Here is a 26574-nt window from a genome sequence, read left to right as displayed (position 1 = left end):
GCGTCCGGGGCATGGACCTGCTCGAGAGGCGGCGTCGCAGCCGCACCGTCCCGGCCACCGTCGTCCCCCTCGCGCCCGACCGACCGGCTCCTGCCCGCTCCGGGCGGCTCCGCGTGCTCGTCCTCACCGAGTCGTTCCTGCCCCAGGTCAACGGCGTCACCAACTCCGTGCGCCGGGTGCTGGAGCACCTGGCGGCCGAGGGGCACGAGGCCGAGCTGGTCGCGCCGACCGGCCCCGCGACGTACGCCGGCTTCCCGGTGACCCTCGCCCGCGGCGCGAGCCTGCCGTTCTACGCCGACTTCCGCATCGGGCTGGAGACGCGGCGCCGGCTGCGCGCCACCATGGAGCGGTTCCGGCCCGACGTCGTGCACATCGCCTCACCCGCCGCGCTCGGCCTGCAGGCGGCGCGGGCGGCGCGATCGCTCGGCATCCCCACGGTCGCGATCTACCAGACGGACCTGGTCGGCTTCGCGGAGCAGTACGGCGTCCCGGGTGGCGCGCGGGCGATGGGGGCGCTCACCCGCCGGATCCACCAGGGGGTCGACCGCACGCTGGCGCCCTCCACCGCGAGCATCGCGCAGCTCGGTGGGCTCGGCGTGCACGCGGTCGCCCGCTGGCCACGCGGCGTGGACCAGGAGCTGTTCGCACCGGCGCGCCGCGACGAGGCCCTCCACGCCGTGCTCGCCCCGGACGGCCGCCTCCTCGTCGGGTACGTCGGCCGGCTGGCCGCGGAGAAGGAGCTGGAGCTGCTGGCCCACGTCGACCGGCTCCCGGGCGTGCGCCTCGTGCTCGTCGGCGGCGGGCCGGAGGAGGCCCGGCTCAGGGCGCTGCTGCCGGACGCGGCCTTTCTCGGCGTCCTCCACGGCGAGGAGCTCGCGCGCGCCCACGCCACGCTCGACGTCTTCGTGCACACCGGGCGCCACGAGACCTACTGCCAGTCGGCCCAGGAGGCGCTGGCCAGCGGGGTGCCCGTGGTCGCACCGCGGTCCGGCGGGCCGATCGACGTCGTGCCCGACGGCGTCGCCGGGCACCTCTACGAGCCCGGTGACGCGGCGGACCTGGTGGCCCACGTCGAGCGGCTGGTGGCGCACCCCGTGCTCCGGCGCCGGATGGCGCTCGCCGCCCGCCAGAGCGTGAAGGGCCGGACGTGGCAGGCGGTCAACGAGCTGCTGGTGGACCACTACCGCGACGTCAGCCGGACCTCCGTCACCCGTCGCCGCGCCGGCTGAGCGTCTCCCGCACGACCTGCACGGCCTCCTCGACGGTGTCGACGAGGTGCACGTGCGGCTCCATCGCCCGACCGGCGGCGAGGGCCCGGAGCAGCGGCCACACCGGCAGCTCCTCCGTCCAGTAGCGCCGGCCGAGCAGCACCATCGGTGCGACGGCGCTCTGGCCGGCGTAGTAGTTCTCGCAGGCATCCTGGAAGATCTCCTGCACGGTGCCACCGGCGCCCGGCAGGAAGACGATGCCCCCGGTGCACACCTCGAGCAGCAGCGCCTCGCGCGGCGCGTTGGCGAAGAACTTCGCGATCGCGGTGGCGAAGACGTTGGGCGGCTCGTGGCCGTAGTGCCACGTCGGGATGCCCAATGACTCCCGGCCGCCCGAGGTCGCGCCCACGACGTCGAGGGCGACCCGCGCCCACGCACCCACGTCCGGCCGGAACGACGGCACCGTCGCGAGGCGTCCCAGTGCGTCGTCGAGGCCCTCGGGCAGGAACGCGCCGAGGTTGGCCGCCTCCATGGCGCCCGGACCGCCGCCCGTGGCCACGGTGAGGTGGTCGCCGAGCGCGTGCCCGAGGCGCGCCGCGGCGGCGTACGCCGGGCTCCCGCGCTCGAGCGCGTGACCGCCCATGACGCCGACCAGGTCACGGCCGGCCACCCACGCCGCCAGGGCCGTGTCGACGTGGTGGTCGTGCAGCGCCATCGCCAGGGTGTCCTCCGGGCTGGTGCCGCGTCGCGACCAGGCGTAGGTCCGCGCGTCGAGGGTGTCGTGGTAGCGCGGGGCGTCGTAGAGGTCGCCGGGGGAGTAGAGCGTGGACCGGTAGGTGTCGACCGGGATGCCGGGGATCTCGGGCAGCACGATCGCACCGGCACGACGTACGACGTCGTCGTCGCCGTCGGTGAAGTCGCAGCCGAGGAACAGCGCCCCGCCGAGCGACCTCTCGAGCAGCGCTGCCCCGCGCTCGGTGAGGTCCAGCCCGACGACGCGCCACCCGGCGAGCGAGCGGGCGCCGGCGGCGAGCCTGCGGTCGAGGTCGGGGAGGGTCGTGACGTCGATGACACGTCCGTGGGAGTGCTTCACGGGGCCAACCTAGGCTGCCCGCGGTCGTGCTCCAGCGATCCCCGGCTGACCGGGGATCGCTGGAGTTGTCAGGCCGTGCACGGGCCGACAACCTATGGAAGAGCCTGACAACCCCTGACGACGCCGGCGCCAGCCCGGCTCAGATCTCGGTACGGGTCCTGACGCGGCTTCGTTCCTCAGCCGCGGGACCACTCGATCTGGCCGGGCCCACGCGGGCGACCTCGTGCCTCGGTCGCTGCTGCCCGGCTCAGAACGCGTGCGCCATGAGCTCGCCGAACAGCTCCTGGTCGTCGACCTCGAGCCCGCGCGAGCGGAACCAGGCGCACATGTTGGCGCAGTCGCGCATCAGGAAGTCCATGCCGCGCGGGTTGCCGACGAGGTCCACCATCTGCGGCAGGTCGATGATCACGAGCCGGTCGCCCGCAGCCAGGGTGTTGTACGGCGACAGGTCGCCGTGGACCAGTCCCGCCTGGACGAGCGTGATCAGCGCGTCGCGCAGCTGGTCGTAGTAGCCCTCGACCACCGAGCGCTCCGGGCGGACCTGGGCCACCCGCGGGGCGGTCTCGATCTCGCCGTCGACGGTCACGGTGATCCACTCCATCAGGATCTCGGTCTCGTCGATCTGCACCGGGTAGGGGACGGGCAGGCCGAGGTCCCAGCAGCGGCAGAGTGCGTTCCACTCCGAGACGGCCCACTCGCCGGCCGCGACCTGCTTGCCCCACGTGGACTTCCGCTTGAGGGCGCGGTTGTCGCGGGAACGCTTCATCGAGCGGCCCTCGGTGTAGGACGCGGCGCGGTGGAAGGTCCGGTGGTCGGTGTCGCGGTAGCGCTTGGCCGCCATCACGACGGCGTCGTCCGGACGGTGCGGGTCCTCGCGCTCGAGGAGGAAGACGTCGGCCTCCTTGCCGGTCTTGAGGACGCCGAGCTCCGTGTCGATGGCGCCGCTGGAGGTCACGACCCAGTCGGGGCGCGGTTCGGGGCCCTTCATGAGGGCTTCGAGGTCCTGCCAGCGGGACCAGCGTTGACCCTTGCCGAGCTCGTCGGCGTAGGTGTCGTAGGTGAAGACGAACGACTCGTCGATGCCCTCGAGGGGCGAACGGTCGTCAGGCCGGAGGAAGTCCTCCGGGATGCGGTGAGTCAAGGTAGGTGCTCCGTTGGTGCGAGAGGTGGTCGGCGGACAGGCCGAGGACAGCGATGGACATGTCACGGCTCCTCTCGTCTCACGGGCACCGGCGTGCGGGTCGGCACGTGGCGGACGCACACACTCGCGGCGCGTCGCCCCCATGGTCGCTGGCCCTGCTCGGCACCGCAACGCAATTAGGGGCGCTAGGTTCGGACGGTGACCACGCGACCGATCCACCGCCCCGTCCTGTCCGCAGCCCTCGCGACGGCGCTGGCCGCCGGCCTGGCCGTCGGGGCGGGCGGTGCCACGGCGAGCGCCGGGGCCTCCACGGCGCCCGTCGACGGGGCGTCCGGCATCGGCGACCCCTACTGGCCGCTCGACGGCAACGGCGGCATCGACGTGTCGACGTACAAGATCGACAACCGCTACGCGCTGGAGTCCAAGCGGCTCAGCGGCACCACGAAGGTCAAGCTGACTGCGACCGAGGACCTCGCGAGCTTCTCGCTCGACTTCCTGCTGAAGGTGTCGAAGGTGACCGTCGACGGCGAGAAGGCGAGCTTCGACAAGACCGACGGCGGGCACGAGCTGCGGATCACCCCGGCGCAGCCGCTGGCGGCCGGCAGCAAGCACACCGTCGAGGTGGCGTACGACGACCACCCGGCGCGGTACTCCTACGCAGGGGAGCGCAACTGGCTGGCCAGCGAGACCGAGGTCGTCGCCATGAACGAGCCGCACATGGCGCCGTGGTGGTTCCCCGCCAACGACCACCCGCTCGACAAGGCGATCGTCGACGTGAAGATCACGGTCCCCAACGGCCGCGAGGTCGTCTCCAACGGCAAGCTGCGCGGCCGCAAGGTCGGCAAGCGCTCGACGCAGTGGCACTGGAGCGCCGACGAGCCGATGGTGCCCTACCTCGCGTTCTTCGCTGCCGGCGACTTCGCGATCGAGAAGGGCAAGCACCGCGGCCTGCCGTGGCTCGTCGCGGTCTCGAAGCAGCTGGGCGAGCGCGACGAGGCGGCCAGCATGCGGCTGATGAAGAAGACCCCGGCGGTCATCGCCGGCCTCGAGAAGGACCTCGGCGACTACCCGTTCTCGGTCGTCGGCGGCATCACGACCGGCCTCAACCCGGGCTTCGCGCTGGAGAACCAGACCCGGCCCACCTACCCGGCGGTCGGCGGCAGCGCCACGAGCCTCATCGTCCACGAGCTCGCGCACCAGTGGTTCGGCGACGACATCGCCGTCGAGCAGTGGTCCGACATCTGGCTCAACGAGGGCTTCGCCACCTTCATGGAGTGGCGCTGGGCCGAGGAGCACGGTGGCCGCTCCGCCGACACCGTCTTCCGCCACTACTACGCCAACGTCGACGCGGGCTCCGCCTTCTGGAACGTCGCGGTCGACGACCCGGGCGCGGCCAAGGTGTTCGACGGCGCGGTCTACGGGCGCGGCGCGATGGCGCTGCAGGCCCTGCGCAACCGGGTCGGGGACGAGGCCTTCTGGCGGGTCGTGCGCACCTGGATCCACGAGCAACGCGGGGGCAACGGATCCACCGCGGAGTTCGAGGAGGTGGCCGCCCGGGTGAGCGGGCAGGACCTCGGCTCGTTCTTCGACACCTGGCTCCGCACGCTCGCGAAGCCCGCCGCCACGGCCGCCAACGGGCTCGGCTGACGATGACCAGCCAGACGACCGGGGTGGCGTGGTTCCGGCCGCCCGTCGACGGCCACCCCGGCCTCCTCAACGCCTGCTACAACGCGCTCGACATCCACGTCGTCCGCGGCCGCGCCGACGACGTCGCGGCGCACCTCGACGGCACGGAGCGCACCTTCGCGCGGCTGCTCACCGAGGTGGCCGCGTGCGCCGGGGTGCTGCGCGCCTTCGGCGTCGAGGTAGGTGACCAGGTGGCCCTCGGGGCCGTGCCGCAGGGGACCGTCGTCATGACCGTGCTCGCGGCCGCCCGGGTGGGTGCTGTCGTGCAGTACGACGACTCGCCCGGCGCCACCGGGAAGGTCGTGGTCCGCGGCACCCCTGACGGCGTCGTCCTGTCGGCCGACGGCGAGGACGTCCCGTGGGACGTCGCGATGCGCGCCGGTCGTACCGACCCGGCCGGGTGCGCCGACGTACCCGGCGACGCGGTCCTCTCCCGCCACGGCGCCGACACGCTCACGGTCCTCGAGGCCCTCGGCGCGTCGGACGACCAGAACCTGCCGGTGCCGACCGGGGCCACGCTCGTCGACGTCGGCGGCCTGAGGTTCTGGTCGTYCGACGCGCCGCAGGACTAGCGGCTCAGCGTCGCTTGCGCAGCCACTTGGCGAGCTCGTCGTACTCCCCGGACGCGTTGGCGTAGAGCGCGACGTTGCGCGCGGTCTCGACCCAGGGGCCGATCGAGGGGCGGATCTCGGACAGGGCCTGGTCGAAGTCGGCCATCCCGATCATCCGCACCTGCCCGGAGCCGACCGACTCCATCAGGGCGTTCTCCGAGGCCGACTCGCACAGGTGGGCGAGGTCGGCGCCGCTGAAGCCCTCGGTCGCCTTGGCGAGGCGGCGGGTGTCGATGCGCTCGACGGGCCGGTCGCGCAGGTGGGTGCGCAGGATCGCCTCGCGCGCCTCGCGGTCCGGGGGCAGCACGAGCAGGGTGCGGTCCAGCCGACCCGGGCGGCGCAGCGCGGGGTCGACGTCCCAGGGGTGGTTGGTCGCGGCGAGCACGAAGACGCCCTCGTTGTCCGACCCGACGCCGTCGAGCTCGGTGAGCAGCTGGTTGACCGTCGTCCGCGCCCCGGAGCTGCGGTTGAGGGAGCGCTTGCCGCCGATGGCGTCGAGCTCGTCGAGGAACAGCACGCAGGGCGCCGACGTGCGGGCGACCTCGAACAGCTCTTTGACGTTGCGCTCGCTCTGGCCGATGTACATGTCGAGCACGTCGGCGAGCGACACGTGGAGGAACGACGCCCCCAGCTCGCCGGCGACGGCCTTGGCGAGGAACGTCTTGCCGCAGCCGGGCGGCCCGTAGAGCAGCAGGCCGCCGCGCAGCGACTTGCCGTAGAGCGCTCGCAGCTCGGGGTTGCGCAGCGGCGCGAGGAAGCTCGCCTCCAGGCGCTTCTTGACCTCCGTCAGCCCGCCGACGTCGGCGAGCCGCACCCCGGCCGCCTCGACGTCGTACGCCGACGGGCCGGGGTCCTCGGTGGTGCCGTCGACGAACATCGGGCCCACCGTCTCGCCGAGGTCGGACTCGGCGGCGTGCCAGTCGAAGGTCGACGGCTTCGCCGGAGGCGCGTCACCCGACGAGTCCGGCGACTCCGACGGCTCGGCCGGAGCCGCTGCGGGATCCGTCGCGGTCGGAGCGGTGCCCATCGCCCGCGCCATCAGCTCGCGTGCCTGCGCCGAGGTCGGGTCCTTGGCGAGCGCGGTCGCGACGTGCTCGACCGCCTCGGCGCCGCGGTCGGCCTCGACGAGGAGGCCGGCCAGGTGCAGCCGCAGCGGCAGGTCGTCGGGGGCGGCGCGCACGGCGGCGGCCAGGCTCTCGATCAGGCGCTCGTCCACGGCCCCACCCTAGGAGAGCCGTCAGCGGCCGCGCACGAGGTTGACGAGCGCCATGACCACCCAGCCGACCACGCAGATGAAGCCGACCGTGCGGAGGACGCCGGCCAGGACGATCCCGGCGCCCGCGGCGACGGCGTACGGCGCGAAGGCCATCACGACCACGGCGACCGACAGCAGCGCGAGCAGGGCGAGGAGGTACTTGCCCTGCCACCGCGTGCGCCGGAACAGCCCGCGACCCCAGCTCCCGACGCCCCGCGGCAGGTCGCGGACCACGTGCCGCACGAGGACGACCACCACCGCGACGTACGCCGCTCCCGCGAGCGCCCGCGACCACCACGGGGCGCCGGTCACGAGCAGGATGCCGAGCACGATGGCGGCGGCGAACAGCGACCACATCACCCGCCTGCCGAGCAGGAGGAGCACCGTGTCGAGGTTGTCGCGGACCTGCTTCTGCTGGGGGTCGCTGCCCACGGCGCCCCGCAGCAGGCCGGCCGCCCGGCCGAGCCGCCCGCGATCCATCTCCGACGCCGCGAGGTTGTTCTGGGCGAGCGTGTGCTGCGGGTCGAGCGCCATCGCGTTGCGGAACGCCGCCTGCGCGCCCTCGTGGTTGCCGAGGGCGTCGAGGCAGAGACCGACCAGGTTGTGGGCGTCGGGGCTGTGCGGCGCCGCCTCCACCGCGCGCCGCGCCGCCTCGTAGGCGTCGCGGGTGCGGGGACGGCGCAGGCTCAGCAGCGCGCGGGCGTACTGGTAGTGCGAGGTGAAGTCGTGCGGCGCCAGCCGGAGGCCGGACTCGGCGGCCGTGACGGCTCCCGTCCCGTCGTTGCGGTCGCACAGCACGTCGACCAGCACGTGGTGGGCCCCGGCGTCCTCCGGGTCGAGGGCGAGCGCGCTGCGCACGACCTGCTCCGCCTCGGCGTGGCGGTCCTGGCGGTTGAGGGCGCGGCCCAGCCCCAGCAGGGCGCGGCCCGACCCGGGGTCACCGGTCAGCACGTCGCGGAAGCGCTGCTCCGCCTCGACGTCGCGGCGCAGGTCGAGGAGCTGCTCGGCGTGGGCGAGCGCCCGCCAGTCCGCCCCTCCGCTGTCCACGGGGCCCATCCTGACAAACTGCAGGGGTGACTGCCCGCGACATCGTGATCCTCGGCTCGACCGGGTCCATCGGCACCCAGGCGCTCGACCTCGTCCGCGCCCACCCCGACCGGTTCCGCGTGGTCGGCCTGACAGCCGGCGGGTCCAACCCCGAGCTGTTCGCGGCCCAGGTCGCGGAGTTCGCGCCGGCGTACTCCGGGCTGGGGGAGGAGGCGTCCACCGAGGCCGCCGGACGACCGTGCGACGTCGTGCTCAACGGCATCACCGGAGCCGTCGGTCTCCGCCCCACCCTGGCCGCCCTCGACGCCGGCACCACGCTTGCCCTCGCCAACAAGGAGTCGCTCATCATCGGCGGCCCGCTGGTGAAGGAGCGCGCGCGACCGGGCCAGATCGTGCCGGTCGACTCCGAGCACAGTGCCATCGCCCAGAGCCTCCGTGCCGGCTCCGCCGAGGAGGTACGACGCCTCGTCCTCACCGCGTCCGGGGGCCCGTTCCGCGGTCGCACGGCCGAGGAGCTCGCCGACGTCACCCCGGAGCAGGCGCTCGCGCACCCCAACTTCGCGATGGGGCGGGTGATCACCACCAACTCCGCGACGCTGGTCAACAAGGGCCTCGAGGTCATCGAGGCGCACCTGCTCTTCGACATCCCCTTCGACCGCATCGACGTCGTCGTCCACCCGCAACAGCTCATCCACTCGATGGTCGAGTTCGTCGACGGCGCGGTGGTGGCCCAGCTCGGCCTGCCCACCATGCTGGTCCCGATCTCCCTCGGGATGGGCTGGCCCGACCGCGTCCCCGACGCCGAGACGCCGATCGACTGGACCCGGGCCGCGGACTGGCGCTTCGAGCCCCTCGACGACGTGGTCTTCCCCGCCGTCACCCTGGCCCGGACCGCGGGGGAGCGCGGCGGCACGGCGCCCGCCGTCTACAACGCCGCCAACGAGGTCGCCGTCGACGCCTTCCACGACGGTCGGCTGCGCTTCCCCGACATCGTTTCCACGGTGGCACACGTCCTGGACCGTCACGACGTACCATCGAAGGAGCACCTCACCGTCGACGACGTCCTCGCCGCGGACTCCTGGGCGCGAGCCGAGGCCGCGGCCCTCATCTGACGCTTCCCCGACGTCACCGACGTCCCCACCCCGAGAAGGACCCCACGCACATGTCCGCCCTGCTCTACACCCTGGGTGTCGTCGCCTTCGTCCTGGCGATCCTCGTCTCGATCGGGCTGCACGAGTTCGGGCACCTCGTGCCCGCGAAGAAGTTCGGCTGCAAGGTGCCCCAGTGGTTCATCGGCTTCGGCCCCACGGTGTGGAGCAAGCAGATCGGCGACACCGAGTACGGCGTCAAGGCGATCCCGCTCGGCGGCTACGTCAAGATCGTCGGGATGCTGCCCCCGGGCGCGGAGGACCTCGTCGAGGAGACGACGTACGACGAGGACGGCGAGGCGGTCCACAAGGTCCGCCGCTCCAACACGGGCCTCTTCACCCAGCTGATCTCCGACGCCCGGGCCGCGGAGTGGGAGTACGTCAAGGAGCACGACACCGACCGGCTCTTCTACCGCCTCCCGTGGTGGAAGAAGGTGATCGTGATGGCGGGCGGACCGATGGTCAACATCGCCATCGCGTTCGGCCTGTTCACCCTGCTCTTCGCGACCTACGGCAACCCCCGCGACGAGGTCGTCGAGCCCGTCGTCGCCGCCGTGCCCGCGTGCGTGGTGCCCGTCGAGGAGCAGGGCCGTGCCTGCGCCGCCGACGACCCGCCCACGCCTGCGAAGGAGGCCGGGCTCCGGGCCGGCGACGAGATCCTCAGCTTCAACGGCACGCCGTTCAGCGACTGGGACAGCTTCCAGTCGCAGATCCGCGCCAACGCCGACGGCGACGCCGTCATCGAGGTACGACGCGGCGACGAGCAGCTGACGCTGACCACCAACACCACCGTCACGCTGCGCCAGACGTCGATGGAGGACCAGACCCTCACCGAGGTGGGCTTCCTCGGCGTCCAGCCCGAGACCCGGCTCGAGACCGGCGGCGTCGTCTACACCGCCACCCAGATGGAGACGATGGCCGTCGAGACGGTCAAGGCCCTCGGCCAGCTGCCGGTCAAGGTCTACGAGGTCGGCCGCGCCATCGTCGGCCTGCAGGAGCGCGACCCCGAGAGCCCGGTGTCGATCGTGGGCGGCGGCCGCTTCGCGGGCGAGGCAGCGGCCAGCGACGCCTTCCCGCTCACCGAGAAGGTCGTGACGCTGCTGTTCCTCATCGCCAGCTTCAACTTCTTCATCGGCATGTTCAACTTCGTGCCGCTGCTGCCGCTCGACGGCGGCCACATCGCCGGTGCGCTCTACGAGGGCCTCAAGCGTGGCATCGCCCGGCTCCTCGGCCGTCCCGACCCCGGGCACGTCGACGTCGCCAAGCTGCTGCCGGTGGCCTACGTCGTGGGGCTCGCCATGCTGGTCATGGGCGTGGTCCTCATCGTCGCCGACATCGTCGTACCCCTGCGCCTGAGCTGACCCGTCCCGCACCGGGGTTGGATGGGCCGCAGGCAAAGGTTCACGCAACCGCCTGAGCGGGCGCGGTCGCTGTGGAATCCTGCGACGGGCGCCGTTGCCCGGGCGTGCGCGGGAGGCGTGCCCGAGCAGCGGTGTCGTGCTGCCCGGCCCGTACGATGGGTCCATGACTTCCGTCGGCCTGGGCATGCCCGCCCTCCCGCCCCCCGTCCTGGCCCCCCGCCGCAAGACCCGCCAGATCAAGGTGGGCTCGGTGGGCGTCGGCAGCGACTCCCCGATCTCGGTCCAGTCGATGACCACGACGCTGACCTCCGACGTCAACGCGACCCTCCAGCAGATCGCCGAGCTCACCGCCACGGGCTGCGACATCGTGCGTGTCGCGTGTCCGAGCCAGGACGACGCCGACGCGCTGCCGGAGATCGCACAGCACTCGCAGATCCCGGTCATCGCCGACATCCACTTCCAGCCGAAGTACGTCTACGCGGCCATCGACGCCGGCTGCGCGGCCGTCCGCGTCAACCCGGGCAACATCCGCAAGTTCGACGACCAGGTCAAGGAGATCGCGAAGGCCGCCAAGGACCGCGGCACCTCGATCCGCATCGGCGTCAACGCGGGCTCGCTCGACAAGCGGATCATGGACAAGTACGGCAAGGCCACCCCCGAGGCGCTCGTCGAGTCCGCGGTATGGGAGGCCAGCCTCTTCGAGGAGCACGACTTCCACGACTTCAAGATCTCGGTCAAGCACAACGACCCGGTCGTGATGGTCCGGGCCTACGAGCTGCTGGCCGCGGCCGGCGACTGGCCGCTGCACCTCGGCGTCACCGAGGCCGGCCCCGCGTTCCAGGGCACCATCAAGTCCTCGGTCGCCTTCGGCCACCTGCTCAGCCAGGGCATCGGCGACACGATCCGCGTCTCGCTGTCCGCGCCGCCGGTGGAGGAGGTCAAGGTCGGCCTCCAGATCCTGGAGTCGCTCAACCTCAAGCCGCGACGCCTCGAGATCGTCTCCTGCCCGTCCTGCGGCCGCGCCCAGGTCGACGTCTACAAGCTCGCCGAGGAGGTCACCGCCGGCCTCGACGGCCTGGAGGTGCCGCTGCGCGTCGCCGTCATGGGCTGCGTCGTCAACGGTCCCGGCGAGGCGCGCGAGGCCGACCTCGGGGTCGCCTCGGGCAACGGCAAGGGCCAGATCTTCGTCAAGGGCGAGGTCGTCAAGACCGTCCCCGAGTCGCAGATCGTCGAGACCCTGATCGAGGAGGCCATGCGCATCGCCGAGGGCATGGAGCCGGTCGAAGGCGCCGAGGCGAGCGTCAGCGTCTCCTGACGTCCCCCGGGGCGCGACAGCGAGCGGCTCGCTCCCACTAGGCTCCAAGCGTGTTGAGGACCCGCGAGCAGGTGCGCGTGCTGAGCCCGGGTGACCGGGACGCCTTCATCGCGCTCGCGGAGCAGGACCCGGTCGTCAACGTGTTCGCCGACTACCGCGCCCGGCTCACCAACCTCGACGAGCGGTGGCTCGGCGGACAGGTGTGGGGACGGTTCGAGGGGGACCGCCTCGTCGCGGGCTGCCACCTCGGGGCCAACCTCGTCCCGGTGCAGTGCACGCGGGACGACGTGGGCGCCTTCGCCGACGTGGCGCTGCGCCGGCGCAACACCGTCGGCACCATCGTCGGCCCCGCCGCCGTCGTGGCGGCGCTGTGGGAGCAGATCGAGCCGCGCTGGGCGACGCCGCGGGAGATCCGTCCGGACCAGCCGCACCTCGAGATGCGGCGGGTCCCGACCATCGCCGCCGACCCCGGCGTGCGGGTCACCACCCCGCAGGACCTCGAGCGGCTCTACCCCGCGTGCGTGGCGATGTACACCGAGGAGGTCGGCGTCTCGCCCGAGAACGACGCGGGTGGGGGAGACCTCTACCGCGCGCGGATCCAGCAGCTGATCGGCCGCGGCTGGTCGATGGCGAGCTTCGACGACCAGGGCGTGGTCTTCAAGGCCGAGATCGCCTGCGTGACGCCGTACGCCGCCCAGGTGCAGGGCGTGTGGGTACGCCCCGACCGCCGGGGCGAGGGGCTCTCGACGAGCGGCATGGCGGCCGTGGTCTCCCACGTCATCTCCGCCGGCGTGGCGCCGGTGGTCTCGCTCTACGTCAACGAGTGGAACACCGCCGCGCGGGCGGCCTACGCACGTGTCGGCTTCGAGCAGACGGCGACCTTCGCGACGCTGATGTTCTAGGTCGGTCGAGCGCCGGAAAAGAAATCTTGTCCGGATGTATCACGCAGGGGTGTGCGCGTACCTGTGCTGTCATGGGGACAATGGTCACCATGTCAGAGGACCGAAGGGCTGAGGGGCAGTCCGACCAGTCACCGTGGGACATGGCAAGTGGGGCGTTCGTCGCCTGGCGTTCGGGGGACGCCGCAGCGATGGACGAGCTGGTTGCCACGATGACACCGGTCCTGTGGCACGTGGTGCGGGCATACGGGCACGACCGCCAGAACGCCGAGGACGTGATCCAGGCGACCTGGCTCGGTTTCGTACGCCTCCACCGGACCATCGAGGACCCGCAGGCGGTCGCGTCCTGGTTGATCACCTCAGCCAGGCGCGGCGCAGCCGCCCATGCCAGGGCCGCGCGACGTGCGACCCCGGTGCAGGACGAGACGCTGCACGCCGCACTCCCGGACGCGGAGTCGGCCGAGGCGCTCGCGATGCTCGACGACGAGGCGTCACGGTTGTGGGGGGCCGTGGCGACCGTCGACGAGCGCTGCCGCAAGCTGCTGAGAGTCGTGGCCTTCATGGACCGCCCCGACTACCAGTCGATCAGCCAGGACCTCGACATGCCGGTCGGGAGCATCGGACCCACCCGGGCCCGGTGTCTGGCGAAGGTCCGGACCGCTCTGATGAAAGGAGGCGAGCGATGACTGATGGGGACGCCGCTCTCCTCGAGGAACTGCGTGACATGTGGATGACCTACGACCCGCCGCCGCCCGGCCTCGTCGCGACGATGATCGCTGCCGTCGCTGCCGCCGACCTCGATGCGGAGTGGGAGATGCTCACCCTCGTCCGCGACTCGCGCGACGAGCCCGCTGCCCAGGTGAGGGGACTCGCCACGTCGCGCATCCTCTACTTCACCGCAGCCGAGGGATGGTCGCTCGACGCCGAGCTCGACGACGGCCAGGTCCGCGGACAGCTGCTCGACTTCGAGGGTGACATGGGGTCCGTCGAGGTCGTGGTCGAGACCTCCGACGGGCATAGCTGGACCACCGCGCTCGACGAGGTGGGGTTCTTCGCCCTCGCCGCCGAGCCCACCGGGTCGGTGCGCTTCACGGTGCGCGACGCCGCGCGGTCGGCGACCAGTCGCTGGATCGAGCTCTGAGACGCCGGCCCTGCCCCGCCCTCAGGCGTGCGGGTAGGGCTGGCGCAGCTCCTGGTGGGGCCCGATCGTCGGGTCGGAGTCGGTCCTGGCGCGGCTCAGCACGGCGTCGCGCGCGTCCGGCGCCGACGCGCCCGTCTCGCTGATCTCGCGGGCGATGAGCGCCGCCACGACCGGGGCTGAGAACGACGTGCCGCTCCACCGCGCCATGCCGGTGCTGAACACCCGGATGTCGCCCTTGTCAGGCGTCTCGTTGCACTCGAACGTGCCGTCGGGGAACGCGTTGACCAGATTGCGCCCCAGCGCGTAGACGTCGGCGGACACCCCGAAGTTGGAGAAGCTCGAGACGCGCCCGTCCCGGTCGAGCGAGCCGACGCCCACACACCAGTCGAAGGCGGCGGGCCAGAAGGGTGCGGCCCAGGAGTCGTTGCCGGCGGCCGCGACGAGCACGCAGTCGCGCCCCTCCAGGTGCCGGCGGTGGAACTTCCGCAGGGGGATCGAGGGCCGGTCGCGGCGGGTCCGGCAGCCTGCCGAGAGGTTGATGACCTGCGGGTCGTGCCGCAGCGCCTGCTCGAGCTGCACGACGAGGTCGGACTCGAGGATCCCGCCCCCACCGACGCCGCCGATGGCGAAGCCCTCGACGTAGATCCTCGTCTCCGGAGCCACGCACCGCACGACACCGGCGATGAAGGTGCCGTKGCCGGCATACGGTCGCAGGTCGGGGCCGTTGAGCTCGTCGTCGCCCTTCACGCCCTTGAGCCACGGCGTCCGGGGGTCGGTCGCGGCGGGCGGGTGCCAACCCGTGTCGACGACGACGACGCTGACCTCTCCGCCCTTGCCCCCGGTCTTGTCCGCCTGCGGCGGCCACGGCTCGGTGAGCCCGGTCTCCTGGGGCTCGATCGCGGGGCACATGGCTCCGCCGCCGCCACCCGGGGACACGTGCACCCAGTGGTCGGGCGAGGCGGCCCCGGGACGCAGACCGTTGTCCTCGAGGAAGTCGAGCACCTCGGGCACCGACTGACCGTCACGGCGCTCGGGCAGCACGTAGCGCACGACGTCGCCGCCGAGCAGCTCGACGTCGTCACGGCGCGGCTCGCCCGTGAGGATCCGGTCGCCGAGCTGCGCCACGAGGCCCTCGAACGCCTCGACGTCGTCGCCGTCCACGAGGACCCGGTCCGGGTGGAAGACGAAGGTGAAGTCGGCGGGGGCCAAGGTGTCCCAGGCCACCTCGCCCTCGTTGGCCTTCTGGAAGGCGCGGATCTGGTCGGTGGAGCGTCGTCGTCGGTCGTCGCCGATCTTCCAGTCACCTGACATGGTCCGACGCTAGCGGCGACCGGGTCTCGGGCCGAGGGGTTTGGCTGAGTTTTCTCTGGTCGTCCGCGAGGATGAGCGGGTGGAACGCGACGAGGCGGAGGAGCTGCTCCGCAACCTCTTCGTCGATCCCGGGGCGGCGCGTGTCCGTGCCGAGACGGTCCTGGTGCCGGACCCTGATCCGGCGCTGTCCTCCATCGGGCACCAGGTCGTGGGCATCGTCATCCGTGACCTCGGAGACATGGACGGGGCACTGCGGGAGTTGCGGACGGCCCTGCGCCTGGCGCGGCGGTCCGGTGACCCGGCCCGCGCGGCCGACGTGATGGCGACCCTGGGCATCTCCCTGTGCGTCGTCGGTCGCATGCATGACGGTCTGCGGCACCTGGACGAGGCGTCGACCATGCTCGACGGCGTACCCCTCGCGCGCGTGCTCCACCGACGCGCCTACGTCCTCGGGCACCTCCTGGCCCGCTTCGAGGAGAGTGCCGCGGACCTGCGGAGGGCCCGCGAGCTGTTCTCCGGCTCGGGGGACCAGGTGTGGGAGGCCCGCGTGCTCAACCTGCAGGCACTGGTCGACGTCAAGCTGGGCGAGGTCGAGTCGGCGGCCGAGGCGTTCGCGCGATTCGGCGAGATCTCGGCCTCTCTCGGCGACCTGTCCGGTGTCGCCGTCGCCGATCACAACACCGGGTGGCTGGCCTTCCTTCGCGGCGACCTGCCGCGCGCGCTCGAGCAGTACGCCGCAGCGGCCGCGTTCTTCGACTCGCGGGGCACGACGAACGTCGACCTCGTCCTCGACCAGGTGGCTGCCTACCTGTCCGGGGGGCTCGCCCAGGACGCCCTCGCCGTCGTCGAGTCCGCTCTCGTCGCCCGACCGCTGCAGCCGCGCGAGGAGGCTGACCTCCTGGTGGCGGTTGCCGGTGCGGCACTGGCCGCGGACGACTGGGACCGTGYGGTGTCGGCCGCCGACGAGGGCTCGTCGCTGCTGCGCGCACAGTCCCGGCACGTCCATCGGCTGGAGGCCGACCTCCTCTCGATCACCGCCCGGGACCGCGCCGGTGAGCCACCCGCCCCCCTCCTGCGACGGGCCGAGCGCGTCGTCGCGGGGATGCGCGAGGCTCGCGCGCCCCAGCTGCCGCAGGCTCTCCTCGTCGGTGCAGGTCTGGCGAGCCGGGTCCGGTCGGCTCGTGCGGCCGGACTCGCGTCCGACTGGCTCGCCGAGGCGGCGTCCTACCGCCGCGCGACCACCGGTTCCGAGCGGGCGCTCGGCTGGCTGGCGCGGGCCAGGGAGCGCGAGCTGGCAGGTGACTCGGGGGGTGTGCTGCGCGCCTGTGAGCTCGGCCTGCGTGCGCTCGACGAGCACCGGGCCACCCTCGGCAGCCAGGAGCTCCGGGCTGGGTCTGCCGGCCATGGAGCGGCCCTGGCCGAGCTCGGCACCCGGACCGCGATGGCCGGCGGTGATGCGCGACAGCTGCTGAGGTGGTCCGAACGGTGGCGCGCCACGGCCCTCTCCACGCCCCTCGGCAGCTCACGCCACGACGCGAGGACCGCCGCCGACCTGGCTGCCCTCCGGGCCCAGCGCCAACGCCTCGACGACGCCCGCTCCGAAGGAGCGCCCACCGACGCGCTCGAGGCGCGTGCGACCCGACTCGAGCAGACGGTGCGCCGTCGCCTGTTGCAGGAGCGAGGATCCGGAGAGGCTGCCGCTGCCCTCGACGTCAGGTCGCTCCTCGAGGCGCTCACCGAGGACGACACGGTCCTCGTCGAGCTGGCCGAGCTCGACGGCGTCCTGCACGCACTGGTGGGGGGGCGCGGCCGCGTACGCCACCGGGTGGTCGGCGATGCAGCGGCAGCTGCCGCTGCCGTGGACTTCTCGTTGTTCACCCTGCGCCAGGCCGCTCGCGGGCGCCGGGCCCAGCTCGAGGTGGCCGGCGCCCGGCTCGAGCGCGCGTTGCTCGGGGGCGCGCTGGACGGCGTGGGGGAGCAGCGCGTCGTGGTCTGCGCGCCTGCGGCGTTGCAGGGCGTCCCGTGGGGCCTGCTCCCGTCGCTGGCGCACCGACCCGTGACCGGTACGCCGTCGGCGCGGCTCTGGCTGCGGGCCCGGACGTCCGCCCCGGCGGACGACCGTCGGGTGATGCTCGTCGGGCCGGGGCTCGGCAGCGGTGGCGCCGAGGTGCCTGCGGTGGCCGCCGAGGACCCGCGGGCAGAGGTGCTCGACGGCGAGGCGGCGACCGTCTCGGCTGCCCTCGCGGCCCTTGACGGGGTGGCGCTGGCGCACGTCGCCGCCCACGGTCGCTTCCGCGAGGACAGCCCGCTCTTCTCCTCGCTCACCCTCGCCGACGGACCCCTGCTCGTGCACGACCTCCAGGGCCTGGGGCGGCCGCCCCACCGGGTCGTGCTGTCGGCCTGCGAGTCCGGCGTCATGCAGCCGGTCGGCGACCAGGAGCTCCTCGGACTGGCGGCCGCGCTGCTGTCCATGGGCACCGCCGGCGTGGTCTCGAGCCTCGCCGAGGTCGACGACGCCGCGACCGTCGACGTGATGGTCGCGCTCCACGCCCGGCTCCGGCAGGGTGGCGGGCTCGGCGACGCGATGCTCGCTGCCCGCGAGGCTGCGGCGGGTGACTCCGTGCTGGCCGCCACCGCCGCGTCGTTCACCGTGCTCGGCATCTGACGGCGCTGCCGCCTCTGTGACTGGTGCCTGCGGGGTGGCGGCACATCGCACGTCGAGGGGTACGCCGGCTGCGATCTGCCGCCACCCTCCGACGGACCGCAGCGAACACACGGCGGCGCTCAGCCGAGTCAGGGTGGCGTGACCTTCACGGGGTCGGTGGCGTTCTCACACTCCGCCAGCGTGCAGCGTACGGTCGCCGACTTCCGCGTGCCGTTGACCTCGAGCAGCACCGTGCCGGGGGACTCCCACTGCCAGCCGCTGAACCACCCGGTCGTCCAGGTGGCGAGTCGCTTCCCGCGGAGGGTGCGCAGGGTGATCCTGCCCGGGCCCACGCCGTCGGTGAGGATGTGGAAGGTCAGCAGCTGCGTGCCGTCCGGCGAGATGGCGGCGACGCGCTCCTTGCAGGACCGCCACACCGTCGTGCCCGGGTCGCTCAACCGCACGAGACGCGTGCACCCGCCGATGTACGGGTCGTTGGTGGAGGTGGCGAGCAGGTCGTGCTCGATGCTGACGGCGCCGGCGGCATCGCGCGTCACGGTCCGCACGCGGTCCGGCCCGACGCGCCAGAGCACGGCGCGTCGCATCGTCTGCACCACGACCCTGCGGTCGTCGGCCGTGACGGCCTGGGGCCAGCCGTCGAAGACCCGGCTGCGGACCTCGGAGCCGTCGGTCGCCGACCGCACCGTCACCTCCGCCCGGCGATAGCCGGAGTCCGCCATCGTCACCAGCCGCGAGCCGTCCTCGCTGAGCAGCGCCCAGCGGGACTCGAAACCGACGAAGATCGTGCGCACGGTCCCGTCGGGCTCGACCCGCACGATGCGGGCCCGCCGCTGCTCGCCGACCCGGTTGTTCGTCCAGGTCGCTGCGATCCACGCGGCCCCCGACGCGCCGAGGACGTCCGCGTCGGTGCCCGGCAGCTCGATGCGGCGCTCCCCGTCGACGAAGACACCGTCCTGGAGGTGGGGGACAGCGATGTCCGCGCCGCGTGCCAGCGCCTGCGGCTGCAGGTCGACGGTGGGCGCTGCCGCCCGCGCGGCGGGCAGACCGATCGCGGCGCTGACGGCGAGCGCGGTGAGGGCGCTGGCGAGCACGGGCCGCAGCGCGGCCCCGAGGACGGTGGTGGAGCGCGGCATGGTGGTTACCCCCGGAAAGGACGTGGTCTCACCGGGGAGACGCCGTCGGGGTCGTCGGGGTTGCCTCCGCCACTCGGCAATCTGGTTCGCGGCCGCCACGGGCCCACCCCTATCGTTGCGCCCATGACTGGCCGCATCCTCCGCATGTCGACCCTGTTCGTGCGAACCCTGCGCGACGACCCCAACGACGCCGAGGTGCCGAGCCACAGGCTGCTCGTCCGCGCCGGCTACATCCGCCGTGCCGCGCCCGGCATCTACACCTGGCTGCCGCTGGGGCTGCGCGTCCTCCGCAAGATCGAGGACGTCATCCGCGACGAGATGGACGAGATCGGCGCCCAGGAGCTGTCGTTCCCGGCACTGCTGCCCAAGGAGCCCTACGAGGCGAGCGGGCGCTGGGCGGACTACGGCCCCAACATCTTCCGGCTGCAGGACCGCAAGGGCGCCGACTACCTGCTCGGTCCCACGCACGAGGAGATGTTCACCCTCGTGGTGAAGGACCTCTACTCGTCCTACAAGGACCTGCCGCTCTCGATCTACCAGATCCAGACGAAGTACCGCGACGAGGCGCGTCCCCGCGCCGGGCTGCTGCGCGGCCGTGAGTTCATCATGAAGGACTCCTACTCCTTCGACATCGACGACGCCGGGCTCGAGGAGTCCTACCAGAAGCACCGCGACGCCTACATCCGGATCTTCGACCGGCTCGGCTTCGAGTACGTCATCGTCAAGGCGACCTCCGGCGCGATGGGCGGTTCGGCGAGCGAGGAGTTCCTCGCCAAGGCCGCTGTCGGCGAGGACACCTACGTCCGCTGCACGCACTGCGACTACGCCGCCAACGTCGAGGCCGTCGCCGTGCCCGCCCCGCCTGCGGTGTCGTACGACGACGCGCCCGCCGCGCACGCCGAGGACACCCCCGACACCCCCACCATCGACACGCTCGTCGCCCACCTCAACGAGGCCTACCCGCGCGACGACCGTCCCTGGGCGGCCGGCGACACGCTCAAGAACGTGATGGTCGTGCTCAAGCACCCCGACGGCACCCGGGAACCCCTCGCGATCGGCGTGCCCGGCGACCGCGACGTCGACCAGAAGCGCCTCGAGGGCCAGCTCGAGCCGATCGAGGTCGAGCCCATGGACGAGGCCGAGCTCGCCAAGCACCCGGCGCTCGTGAAGGGCTACATCGGTCCCGAGGCGCTGGGGGAGGAGTCGAAGTCCGGCATCCGGTTCCTCGTCGACCCGCGCGTCGTCGAGGGCACCCGCTGGGTCACCGGCGCCAACGTGCCCGGCTCCCACGTCATCGACCTCGTCGTCGGCCGTGACTTCACGCCCGACGGCACGATCGAGGCCGCCGACGTGCGCGACGGCGACCCCTGCCCCAGCTGCGACGAGGGGACGCTCGAGTCCGCACGCGGCGTCGAGATGGGCCACATCTTCCAGCTCGGCCGCAAGTACGCCGAGGCGCTCGGGCTCAAGGTGCTCGACGAGAACGGCAAGCTCGTCACCGTCACCATGGGGTCCTACGGCATCGGTCCGTCCCGCGCCGTGGCCGCGATCGCCGAGGGCACGCTGGACGACATGGGCCTGTGCTGGCCGCGCAACGTCGCCCCCGCCGACGTCCACGTGGTCGCCGCCGGCAAGGACGAGGCGGTCCTCGCCGCCGCCGAGGTGCTCGCCCAGGACCTGAAGGCCGCCGGTGTCGAGGTGCTGCTCGACGACCGCGTCGGAAAGGTCAGCCCCGGCGTGAAGTTCAAGGACGCCGAGCTCATCGGCGTGCCGACGATCGTCACCGTGGGCCGTGGCCTGGCCGACGGCAACGTCGAGGTCCGCGACCGCCGCACCGGCGAGCGCGAGGACGTCCCGGTCGGGTCTGCCGCGACGCGCATCGTGGCCCTCGTCCGCTCCTGACGGGTGACTCGCCGATCGTCATCCCGTCCGTCCGTGACGACACGGGTCGCCCGGTCGTAGCCTGTGGGGAACCCCAGGAGGCGTCATGGGCAGGTTGATCTCGGTGGTCCGACCCGTCCTCGTGGTCGCGGTCGCCGTCGCCGTCGCCGTGGCCGCCCGGGCGGGCGCACCCGCCGCCCACGCCGAGGACACCGGAACCCTGACCGGCACGGTGTTCTTCGACACCGACGCCGACGGGGTGCGGGACGCCAGCGAGGCGCCCCTGGAGGGAGACGACCAGGCACAGGTCGGGGTGTGCGCCGACCATGTGTCGCTCCCGGCGCCCGAGGGTCACAGGTGCACCTGGGCCGACGGCACCTGGATCCTGACGGGTCTTGCCGCCGGGAGCTGGGCCGTGACGATCCGCATCGGGTCCTACCAGGGCTGGACGCAGACCGCCGGAGGGCACGTGGTGCAGGTGGACACCGACTCGACGACGGCCGTCCCCGAGCTCGGGACCGTCGCGCCGGTGGGGTCGGTGGCCGGCGTGGTGTGGAACGACCACGACGGGGACGGGGTCCGTGAGCTCGGGGAGCCCGGAATCGCAGGCGCTCGGGTCTTCGTCAACGACGGCTCGGAGGGCGGCTTCAGCTACACCTCGGACGCCGCCGGGAGCTACCGCGTCCCCTACGTCGTCGCGGATCGTGACGTCCTGGTGAGGATCGACGACCCGCCGAGCGGACTGCCCCCCACCGCGCCTCCCGGTGCCAGCACGCGCCTCAGGGTGCGCTTCGCCACCACCACGACGCAGGACTTCGGCTTCGACGGCGAGGCGCCGCCGGCCGTGCCCACCGCCTCCCCGCCCGCCTCCCCAACCTCAGGGCCGACCACGCCCGCCCCGACCACGTCTGCCCCGACCACGTCCGCCCCGACGGCGACGACGGTTCCCGGCAACCCCCGGCGGGTGCGGGCCCGCGCGCTGAGCGACGGCGTACGCGTGCGCTGGCTCCCGCCGTCGCGCACGGGCGGCAGCCCGGTGACCGGCTACGAGGTCCGCGTCGCACGGCACCGGCGTGCGACCGGCCGGACGATCGGCTCCGACGGTGAGCGGCTGGTCGTCACCGGGCTGGAGGCGGGCCGCCGCTACTGGTTCCGGGTGCGCGCGGTGAACGCACTCGGTCACGGGGACTGGTCGGCGCGACGAGCGGTCCGGCCCGGCACCTAGGGCGCTAGGGTGCGGCCGATGAACATCGAGGCCGTCATCTTCGACTGGGGCGGCACCCTGACCCGCTGGCACGACGTGGACTTCCACGCCGAGTCGATGGCGCTCGCCCAGGCCGTACGACGTACGCCGTCGCCGGACGACGACCACCACGCCCACGCCGAGCGCCTGCACCGCGCCGGCGACGTCATCTGGGGACGCAGCCGCGACCACCAGCAGAGCGCCACCATCGCCGACCTCTTCACCGAGGCGGGCCTCGACCACGACCCCGACCTGCTCGCGGCCTACTACGAGTTCTGGGAGCCGCACACGCTCACCGACCCCGAGGTGCGGCCGACGTGGGAGGAGCTGCGCTCCGCGGGGGTGAAGGTCGGCGTGCTGTCCAACACCATCTGGCCGCGGGAGTGGCACGTCGGCTTCTTCGAGCGCGACGGGGTCTACGACCTCGTGGACGGCGACGTCTACACCAGCGAGGTCTCCTGGACGAAGCCCTCGCCGCTCGCCTTCGGAGCGGCGATGGACGCGGTGGGCGTGAGCGACCCGGCTGCCTGCGTCTACGTGGGGGACCGGCTCTTCGACGACGTGTGGGGCGCCCACAACGCGGGGATGCGGGCGATCCACGTCCCGCTGTCGTCGATCCCCGCCAACCAAGTCGGCCACACCGAGGGCGAGCCGGACGCCACGATCACGTCCCTCCGCGAGGTCCCGGACGTCGTACGTCGGCTCGACGCCTCCTGAGGAGGGGCGGCCGCGACGTCCTGAGCGTGGCACTTCTGCAACTTCGTGCGTTGCAGGAACATGCAAGTGGATCCGGCTTTCGCATCTGGCGGATCGAATGCATGATTGTGCATGTCGCTCCACCACCCCCACAGGTTGGGCGACACAGGGTGATGCTGACCAACCCCATGGCGGTCCGCGTCCTCGGCTTTTGGGAGAGATCTCGGGACTTTCCCAAAGGCTGAGGCCGCGGGCCGCTTTCCCTGTGTCAGGGCACGTGCGCCCACCTAGGACGAGCCGTTCAGGCCTGGTCGAGCTCGGGAGCTCCGGGCCACGTCTCGGCGGTCTGGCCGAGCTGGAGGCCCCACACCGCCGACCACGTCGCCTCGGTGAGCGCCCACTCGCGCACGGATGCCGTCGACTGCGCGACCAGCGCGAGCAGCACCTCGACGCTCGCGGCCTCGAGGTCCGCCGCGGCACGCTCGATCTGGGGCGCACGGAGCAGCGAGCCGTCGAGGTCGTACGCCACCTCGGCGGCGACGGGATCGCCGCCGGCGTCGCGCACCATGAGCTGCAGCTGGTCGCGACGGGCGCGGTGGCGGCGGTAGCCGGACGTCAGGGTCTCGAAGAGCACGGGGGAGGTGGCCTGCGACGTCCGCGCGCCGAGGACGCCGTAGGTGTAGAGCGCGGCGTGCTCGTCGGCGAGGGTCGCCTGGAGGGCGTCGAGGACGGTCACGACGCCTCCTGCCCGGCCGCGGGGTCGGCGAGCGCCGCACCGTGCTGTGCGGTGGACGCGGCCATGCTGGCCAGCACGCGCGCCAGGTCGCCGCTGGCGGCGTCGACGCACCCACGGCGCACCTCGCGCAGCAGCCGCTGCTCCGAGCGACGCACCGCCGTCAGCGCCCCTGCCCGGTCGGCGTGGACGCGGGGCGGCGCCGGGGTCGGGACGTCCGCGTCGGCGACCGCTCCCTCGAGCACCTCGAGGTGAGCGGCGTGCGCGGTCGCCACGGGCTCCAGGAGGGGCGTCAGGTCGGGGACCGAGAGCGTCGCGGCCTCCACCACCGACCGGGCCCGGACCAGTGCCGCGACGACCGCGGTCACGAGCTCGGAGTCCTCGGGCGGAGGCGGCGCCGCGTCGGCGGACCCGTGGTCGCGAGACGGCGGATCGATGTCGCAGGCGGTCGCGACCAGGGGAGCGACGAGTGCCACGCCCACTGCCGTACGACGGGTCAGCGAGCGTCCGGGCACCCCCGAACCCTAGCCGCCCCGTGGCCCGGTCCGGACCGGCCACGGGTGTTTGTGGCGGCCCGGGTCGGGGCGGCTATCGTGGTCCCCGGACAACTACACAAGGAGGTCGCAACCCGATGAGCACCCCCCACCAGGACGCCACCCGGGACCGCATCGAGGCGGAGCTGGTCGACCCCTTGCAAGCGATGGGCCTCGACGTCGAGGCCGTCGAGGTCACCCCCGCGGGCAAGCGCCGCGTCCTCCGCGTCGCCGTCGACAAGGACGGCGGGGTCACCCTCGACGACGTCGCCGACGCGACACGCGAGGTGTCGCGGGTGCTCGACGAGTCCGACGTGATGGGGGAGATGCCCTACACGCTGGAGGTCACCTCCCGCGGCGTCGACCGCCCCCTGACGCTGCCGCGCCACTGGCGCCGCAACGAGGACCGCCTGGTCAAGGCCACCCTCACCGACGGGTCGACCCTGACCGGCCGCATCCTGACCTCGTCCGAGGACTCGGCGACCCTGGACGTGTCCGGGGAGCAGCACGAGGTCGCCTACGCCGACGTGGCCAAGGCGCTCGTGCAGATCGAGTTCAACCGCAAGACCGAGAAGGCCGAGAAGAAGGACGACTGATGGACATCGACCTGAGCATCCTGCGCATGCTGGAGCGGGAGAAGGAGATCTCCTTCGAGGTGCTGGCCGAGGCCATCGAGCAGGCCCTGCTCACCGCCTACCAGCGCGCCACCGAGTCCTCGCACCCCGCGCGCGTCGAGCTGGACCGCAAGTCCGGTCACGTCACCGTCTGGGCGCGCGAGATCGACGAGGACGGCACGGCCGGTGCGGAGTACGACGACACGCCCCAGGGCTTCGGCCGGATCGCCGCGACGACCGCCAAGCAGGTCATGCTCCAGCGGCTGCGCGACGCCGAGGACGAGATCAAGTTCGGGGAGTTCGCCGGCAAGGAGGGCGACATCATCTCCGGGATCATCCAGCAGGGGCGCAACCCCGACGACGTGATGGTCGACCTCGGCAAGATCGAGGCCATCCTGCCGGTCAGCGAGCGCGTCCCGGGGGAGAAGTACGTCCACGGCGAGCGCATCAAGTGCCTGGTCACGTCGGTCCGCAAGGGCATGCGCGGCCCCCAGATCACGCTCTCCCGGTCCCACCCCACCCTGGTCAAGAAGCTCTTCGCGCTCGAGGTGCCCGAGATCGCCGACGGCACCGTGGAGGTCGCCGCCATCGCCCGCGAGGCCGGCCACCGCACCAAGATCGCGGTGCACTCGACCGTCCCCGGCGTCAACGCCAAGGGCGCCTGCATCGGTCCGATGGGCCAGCGCGTGCGCAACGTGATGAGCGAGCTGCACGGCGAGAAGATCGACATCGTCGACTGGGCCGAGGACCCGGCCGAGCTCGTCGGGCACGCGCTCTCGCCGGCCCGGGTCACCTCGGTGGAGATCGTCGACCTCGCCGCACGATCGTGCCGGGTGGTCGTGCCCGACTTCCAGCTCTCCCTGGCCATCGGCAAGGAGGGGCAGAACGCGCGCCTCGCCGCCCGGCTCACCGGTTGGCGCATCGACATCCGCTCGGATGAGGCTCCCGCGCCGGAGTAGCCCGGCCCCGCGAACGCCCAGTTCGTAAACCACTGGTCACACCGGCTAGAGTGGAGGTCAGTGGCCACCACGACTGACACCCCTGCGCCCGGACCCGTCCGGACCTGTGTGGGTTGTCGCGCGAAGGCCGCTGCGAGCGAGTTGCTGCGTGTGGTTGCAGGCTCGGACACCGAGGGCAGACCAGCCCTGGTGCCCGATCCGGACCGCCGGTCACCCGGCCGCGGGGCGCACGTCCACCCCACGCCCGAGTGTTGGCAGCTCGCGGTGCAACGCCGAGCGTTTCCCCGGGCCCTCCGCTCGGGCGAGGGGCTCAGCACGGCGCCGGTGGCCGACCACCTCGCCGAGATCCACCAGTCCGATTCACCGCAGCACCGAACAGAAACTGGAGCACGCAGCTCATGAGCACTCGATGAGTAACTCGTAATGAGTGTGCACACCCACTAGCTGTTCCGTTTCCCCTCTCCTTCTGGGGTCACGGACCAGAAGGAGACAGAAACAACCGTGGCAAAGACCCGAGTCCACGAACTCGCCAAGGAGTTCGGAGTCGAGAGCAAGTTCGTTCTCGAGAAGCTCAAGGAGATGGGGGAGTTCGTCAAGTCGGCATCGTCGACTGTCGAGCCGCCCGTCGAGATGCGCTTCAAGAAGCAGTACGGCGACGAGCTGAAGGCCGCAGCGGCCGCAGCCCCCGCCGAGACTGCGGCGGCCGACAAGCCCGCCGCCAAGAAGGCCGCGCCCAAGCCCGGCCCCAAGCCCGCACCGGCCCCTGCAGCCACCGAGACCCCCGAAGTCGTCGAGGTCGCTGAGGCCCCCGCGGCTCCCGAGGCGCCTGCCGAGGCGCCTGCCGAGGCGCCTGCCGAGACCGCGGCCCCGGCCGCCGAGCCGGCGGCGCCTGCTGCCCGGC

The 26574-nt window shown here is 72.6% G+C and carries 25 protein-coding genes; 17 read left to right on the top strand and 8 right to left on the bottom strand.

Annotated elements, in window-relative coordinates:
* Positions 1-11 precede the first annotated feature (11 nt).
* Positions 12-1229, top strand: coding sequence for a glycosyltransferase family 4 protein (locus AC1DP1_RS22450; RefSeq protein WP_477508725.1), 1218 nt, complete (start codon positions 12-14; stop codon positions 1227-1229).
* Here the strand turns inward: AC1DP1_RS22450 and AC1DP1_RS22445 are convergent.
* Together AC1DP1_RS22445 and AC1DP1_RS22440 are read right to left on the bottom strand one after the other, a co-directional pair.
* Positions 1207-2301, bottom strand: coding sequence for an LOG family protein (locus AC1DP1_RS22445; RefSeq protein ID WP_477508724.1), 1095 nt, complete (start codon positions 2299-2301; stop codon positions 1207-1209). The two genes, AC1DP1_RS22450 and AC1DP1_RS22445, sit on opposite strands and share 23 nt — an antisense overlap.
* Positions 2302-2548: 247 nt before the next feature.
* A complete protein-coding gene (locus AC1DP1_RS22440; RefSeq protein WP_477508723.1) occupies positions 2549-3442 on the bottom strand; it encodes a serine protein kinase RIO in 894 nt (297 codons plus the stop codon).
* A gap of 198 nt (positions 3443-3640) precedes the next feature.
* Here AC1DP1_RS22440 and AC1DP1_RS22435 point away from each other — a divergent pair, with 198 nt between their 5' ends.
* A complete protein-coding gene (locus AC1DP1_RS22435; protein WP_477508722.1) occupies positions 3641-5089 on the top strand; it encodes a M1 family metallopeptidase in 1449 nt (482 codons plus the stop codon).
* Positions 5090-5091: 2 nt separating this feature from the next.
* A complete protein-coding gene (locus AC1DP1_RS22430) occupies positions 5092-5700 on the top strand; it encodes an AMP-binding protein (RefSeq protein WP_477508721.1) in 609 nt (202 codons plus the stop codon).
* Between the two features lie 4 nt (positions 5701-5704).
* Here the strand turns inward: AC1DP1_RS22430 and AC1DP1_RS22425 are convergent, their stop codons facing one another.
* Both AC1DP1_RS22425 and AC1DP1_RS22420 read right to left on the bottom strand, forming a co-directional pair.
* Complete coding sequence (locus AC1DP1_RS22425) at positions 5705-6955, bottom strand: AAA family ATPase (RefSeq protein ID WP_477508720.1); 1251 nt, start codon at positions 6953-6955, stop codon at positions 5705-5707.
* A 21-nt stretch (positions 6956-6976) separates the two neighbouring features.
* Positions 6977-8041, bottom strand: a complete 1065-nt coding sequence (locus tag AC1DP1_RS22420; protein WP_477508719.1) for a tetratricopeptide repeat protein — start codon at positions 8039-8041, stop codon at positions 6977-6979.
* Between the two features lie 26 nt (positions 8042-8067).
* Here AC1DP1_RS22420 and dxr point away from each other — a divergent pair, with 26 nt between their 5' ends.
* From dxr to AC1DP1_RS22390, 6 genes are all read left to right on the top strand, one after another.
* Positions 8068-9153: a 1-deoxy-D-xylulose-5-phosphate reductoisomerase gene (dxr, locus tag AC1DP1_RS22415; protein ID WP_477508718.1), complete on the top strand. Its 1086-nt coding sequence runs from the start codon at positions 8068-8070 to the stop codon at positions 9151-9153.
* 50 nt (positions 9154-9203) lie between these two features.
* The gene (locus AC1DP1_RS22410; RefSeq protein ID WP_477508717.1) at positions 9204-10550 is read left to right on the top strand and encodes a M50 family metallopeptidase; all 1347 of its coding nucleotides are present in this window, start codon (positions 9204-9206) and stop codon (positions 10548-10550) included.
* Between the two features lie 163 nt (positions 10551-10713).
* Positions 10714-11865 (top strand): flavodoxin-dependent (E)-4-hydroxy-3-methylbut-2-enyl-diphosphate synthase, encoded by a 1152-nt coding sequence (ispG, locus tag AC1DP1_RS22405; protein ID WP_457191068.1) that lies wholly within the window; start codon positions 10714-10716, stop codon positions 11863-11865.
* 50 nt (positions 11866-11915) lie between these two features.
* A complete protein-coding gene (locus tag AC1DP1_RS22400) occupies positions 11916-12767 on the top strand; it encodes a GNAT family N-acetyltransferase (RefSeq protein ID WP_457191066.1) in 852 nt (283 codons plus the stop codon).
* A 140-nt stretch (positions 12768-12907) separates the two neighbouring features.
* A complete protein-coding gene (locus AC1DP1_RS22395) occupies positions 12908-13450 on the top strand; it encodes an RNA polymerase sigma factor (protein WP_477508716.1) in 543 nt (180 codons plus the stop codon).
* On the top strand, positions 13447-13905 hold the full coding sequence (locus tag AC1DP1_RS22390) for a hypothetical protein (RefSeq protein WP_457191062.1): 459 nt from the start codon (positions 13447-13449) through the stop codon (positions 13903-13905). The genes AC1DP1_RS22395 and AC1DP1_RS22390 overlap by 4 nt, the downstream gene beginning before the upstream one ends.
* 21 nt (positions 13906-13926) lie before the next feature.
* Here AC1DP1_RS22390 and AC1DP1_RS22385 read toward each other — a convergent pair whose 3' ends face one another.
* Complete coding sequence (locus AC1DP1_RS22385) at positions 13927-15216, bottom strand: S8 family peptidase (RefSeq protein ID WP_477508715.1); 1290 nt, start codon at positions 15214-15216, stop codon at positions 13927-13929.
* 79 nt (positions 15217-15295) lie between these two features.
* Between AC1DP1_RS22385 and AC1DP1_RS22380 the strand changes: the two genes are divergently transcribed.
* Positions 15296-17881, top strand: coding sequence for a CHAT domain-containing protein (locus AC1DP1_RS22380; RefSeq protein ID WP_477508714.1), 2586 nt, complete (start codon positions 15296-15298; stop codon positions 17879-17881).
* Between the two features lie 128 nt (positions 17882-18009).
* Here the strand turns inward: AC1DP1_RS22380 and AC1DP1_RS22375 are convergent, their stop codons facing one another.
* Complete coding sequence (locus AC1DP1_RS22375) at positions 18010-19014, bottom strand: hypothetical protein (RefSeq protein WP_477508713.1); 1005 nt, start codon at positions 19012-19014, stop codon at positions 18010-18012.
* A 123-nt stretch (positions 19015-19137) separates the two neighbouring features.
* Between AC1DP1_RS22375 and AC1DP1_RS22370 the strand changes: the two genes are divergently transcribed.
* The 3 genes from AC1DP1_RS22370 to AC1DP1_RS22360 all read left to right on the top strand — a co-directional run bounded on the left by AC1DP1_RS22370 (position 19138) and on the right by AC1DP1_RS22360 (position 22855).
* On the top strand, positions 19138-20916 hold the full coding sequence (locus AC1DP1_RS22370; RefSeq protein ID WP_477508712.1) for a proline--tRNA ligase: 1779 nt from the start codon (positions 19138-19140) through the stop codon (positions 20914-20916).
* An 85-nt stretch (positions 20917-21001) separates the two neighbouring features.
* Positions 21002-22120, top strand: a complete 1119-nt coding sequence (locus tag AC1DP1_RS22365) for a fibronectin type III domain-containing protein (RefSeq protein ID WP_477508711.1) — start codon at positions 21002-21004, stop codon at positions 22118-22120.
* 18 nt (positions 22121-22138) lie between these two features.
* The gene (locus tag AC1DP1_RS22360) at positions 22139-22855 is read left to right on the top strand and encodes an HAD family hydrolase (protein ID WP_477508710.1); all 717 of its coding nucleotides are present in this window, start codon (positions 22139-22141) and stop codon (positions 22853-22855) included.
* 280 nt (positions 22856-23135) lie between these two features.
* On the opposite strand, the gene AC1DP1_RS22355 is transcribed toward AC1DP1_RS22360, so the two are convergent.
* Both AC1DP1_RS22355 and AC1DP1_RS22350 read right to left on the bottom strand, forming a co-directional pair.
* Positions 23136-23570 carry a ferritin-like domain-containing protein gene (locus AC1DP1_RS22355; RefSeq protein ID WP_477508709.1) on the bottom strand — a complete coding sequence of 145 codons (435 nt, stop codon included), beginning with the start codon at positions 23568-23570 and terminating at the stop codon, positions 23136-23138.
* Positions 23567-24082 carry a hypothetical protein gene (locus AC1DP1_RS22350; protein WP_477508708.1) on the bottom strand — a complete coding sequence of 172 codons (516 nt, stop codon included), beginning with the start codon at positions 24080-24082 and terminating at the stop codon, positions 23567-23569. Before AC1DP1_RS22350 ends, AC1DP1_RS22355 begins: the two co-directional genes overlap by 4 nt.
* 116 nt (positions 24083-24198) lie before the next feature.
* On the opposite strand from AC1DP1_RS22350, the gene rimP reads away from it, so the two are divergent.
* The 4 genes from rimP to AC1DP1_RS22330 form a co-directional block, all read left to right on the top strand.
* On the top strand, positions 24199-24696 hold the full coding sequence (gene rimP, locus AC1DP1_RS22345) for a ribosome maturation factor RimP (protein WP_477508707.1): 498 nt from the start codon (positions 24199-24201) through the stop codon (positions 24694-24696).
* Positions 24696-25673 carry a transcription termination factor NusA gene (nusA, locus tag AC1DP1_RS22340; protein WP_300045661.1) on the top strand — a complete coding sequence of 326 codons (978 nt, stop codon included), beginning with the start codon at positions 24696-24698 and terminating at the stop codon, positions 25671-25673. The genes rimP and nusA overlap by 1 nt, the downstream gene beginning before the upstream one ends.
* A gap of 60 nt (positions 25674-25733) precedes the next feature.
* Positions 25734-26075 carry a YlxR family protein gene (locus AC1DP1_RS22335; protein WP_477508706.1) on the top strand — a complete coding sequence of 114 codons (342 nt, stop codon included), beginning with the start codon at positions 25734-25736 and terminating at the stop codon, positions 26073-26075.
* 99 nt (positions 26076-26174) lie between these two features.
* The coding region (locus AC1DP1_RS22330) for a translation initiation factor IF-2 N-terminal domain-containing protein (protein WP_477508705.1) at positions 26175-26574 on the top strand (400 nt) is incomplete at its 3' end.

This window comes from Nocardioides sp. P4_G10 (genome assembly GCF_056401175.1).
The sequence above is the reverse complement of the archived record's forward strand: the minus strand, read 5'-3'. Positions and strand labels throughout refer to the sequence as shown.

Excerpts from the sequence above, each read along its gene's own strand:
- AC1DP1_RS22450 (WP_477508725.1), top strand. The coding sequence starts at position 12 with ATGGACCTGCTCGAGAGGCGGCGTCGCAGCCGCACCGTCCCGGCCACC.
- AC1DP1_RS22410 (WP_477508717.1), top strand. The coding sequence starts at position 9,204 with ATGTCCGCCCTGCTCTACACCCTGGGTGTCGTCGCCTTCGTCCTGGCG.
- ispG (WP_457191068.1), top strand. The coding sequence starts at position 10,714 with ATGACTTCCGTCGGCCTGGGCATGCCCGCCCTCCCGCCCCCCGTCCTG.
- AC1DP1_RS22395 (WP_477508716.1), top strand. The coding sequence starts at position 12,908 with ATGGCAAGTGGGGCGTTCGTCGCCTGGCGTTCGGGGGACGCCGCAGCG.
- AC1DP1_RS22390 (WP_457191062.1), top strand. The coding sequence starts at position 13,447 with ATGACTGATGGGGACGCCGCTCTCCTCGAGGAACTGCGTGACATGTGG.
- AC1DP1_RS22375 (WP_477508713.1), bottom strand. The coding sequence starts at position 19,014 with ATGCCGCGCTCCACCACCGTCCTCGGGGCCGCGCTGCGGCCCGTGCTC.
- AC1DP1_RS22370 (WP_477508712.1), top strand. The coding sequence starts at position 19,138 with ATGACTGGCCGCATCCTCCGCATGTCGACCCTGTTCGTGCGAACCCTG.
- AC1DP1_RS22365 (WP_477508711.1), top strand. The coding sequence starts at position 21,002 with ATGGGCAGGTTGATCTCGGTGGTCCGACCCGTCCTCGTGGTCGCGGTC.
- AC1DP1_RS22360 (WP_477508710.1), top strand. The coding sequence starts at position 22,139 with ATGAACATCGAGGCCGTCATCTTCGACTGGGGCGGCACCCTGACCCGC.
- rimP (WP_477508707.1), top strand. The coding sequence starts at position 24,199 with ATGAGCACCCCCCACCAGGACGCCACCCGGGACCGCATCGAGGCGGAG.
- nusA (WP_300045661.1), top strand. The coding sequence starts at position 24,696 with ATGGACATCGACCTGAGCATCCTGCGCATGCTGGAGCGGGAGAAGGAG.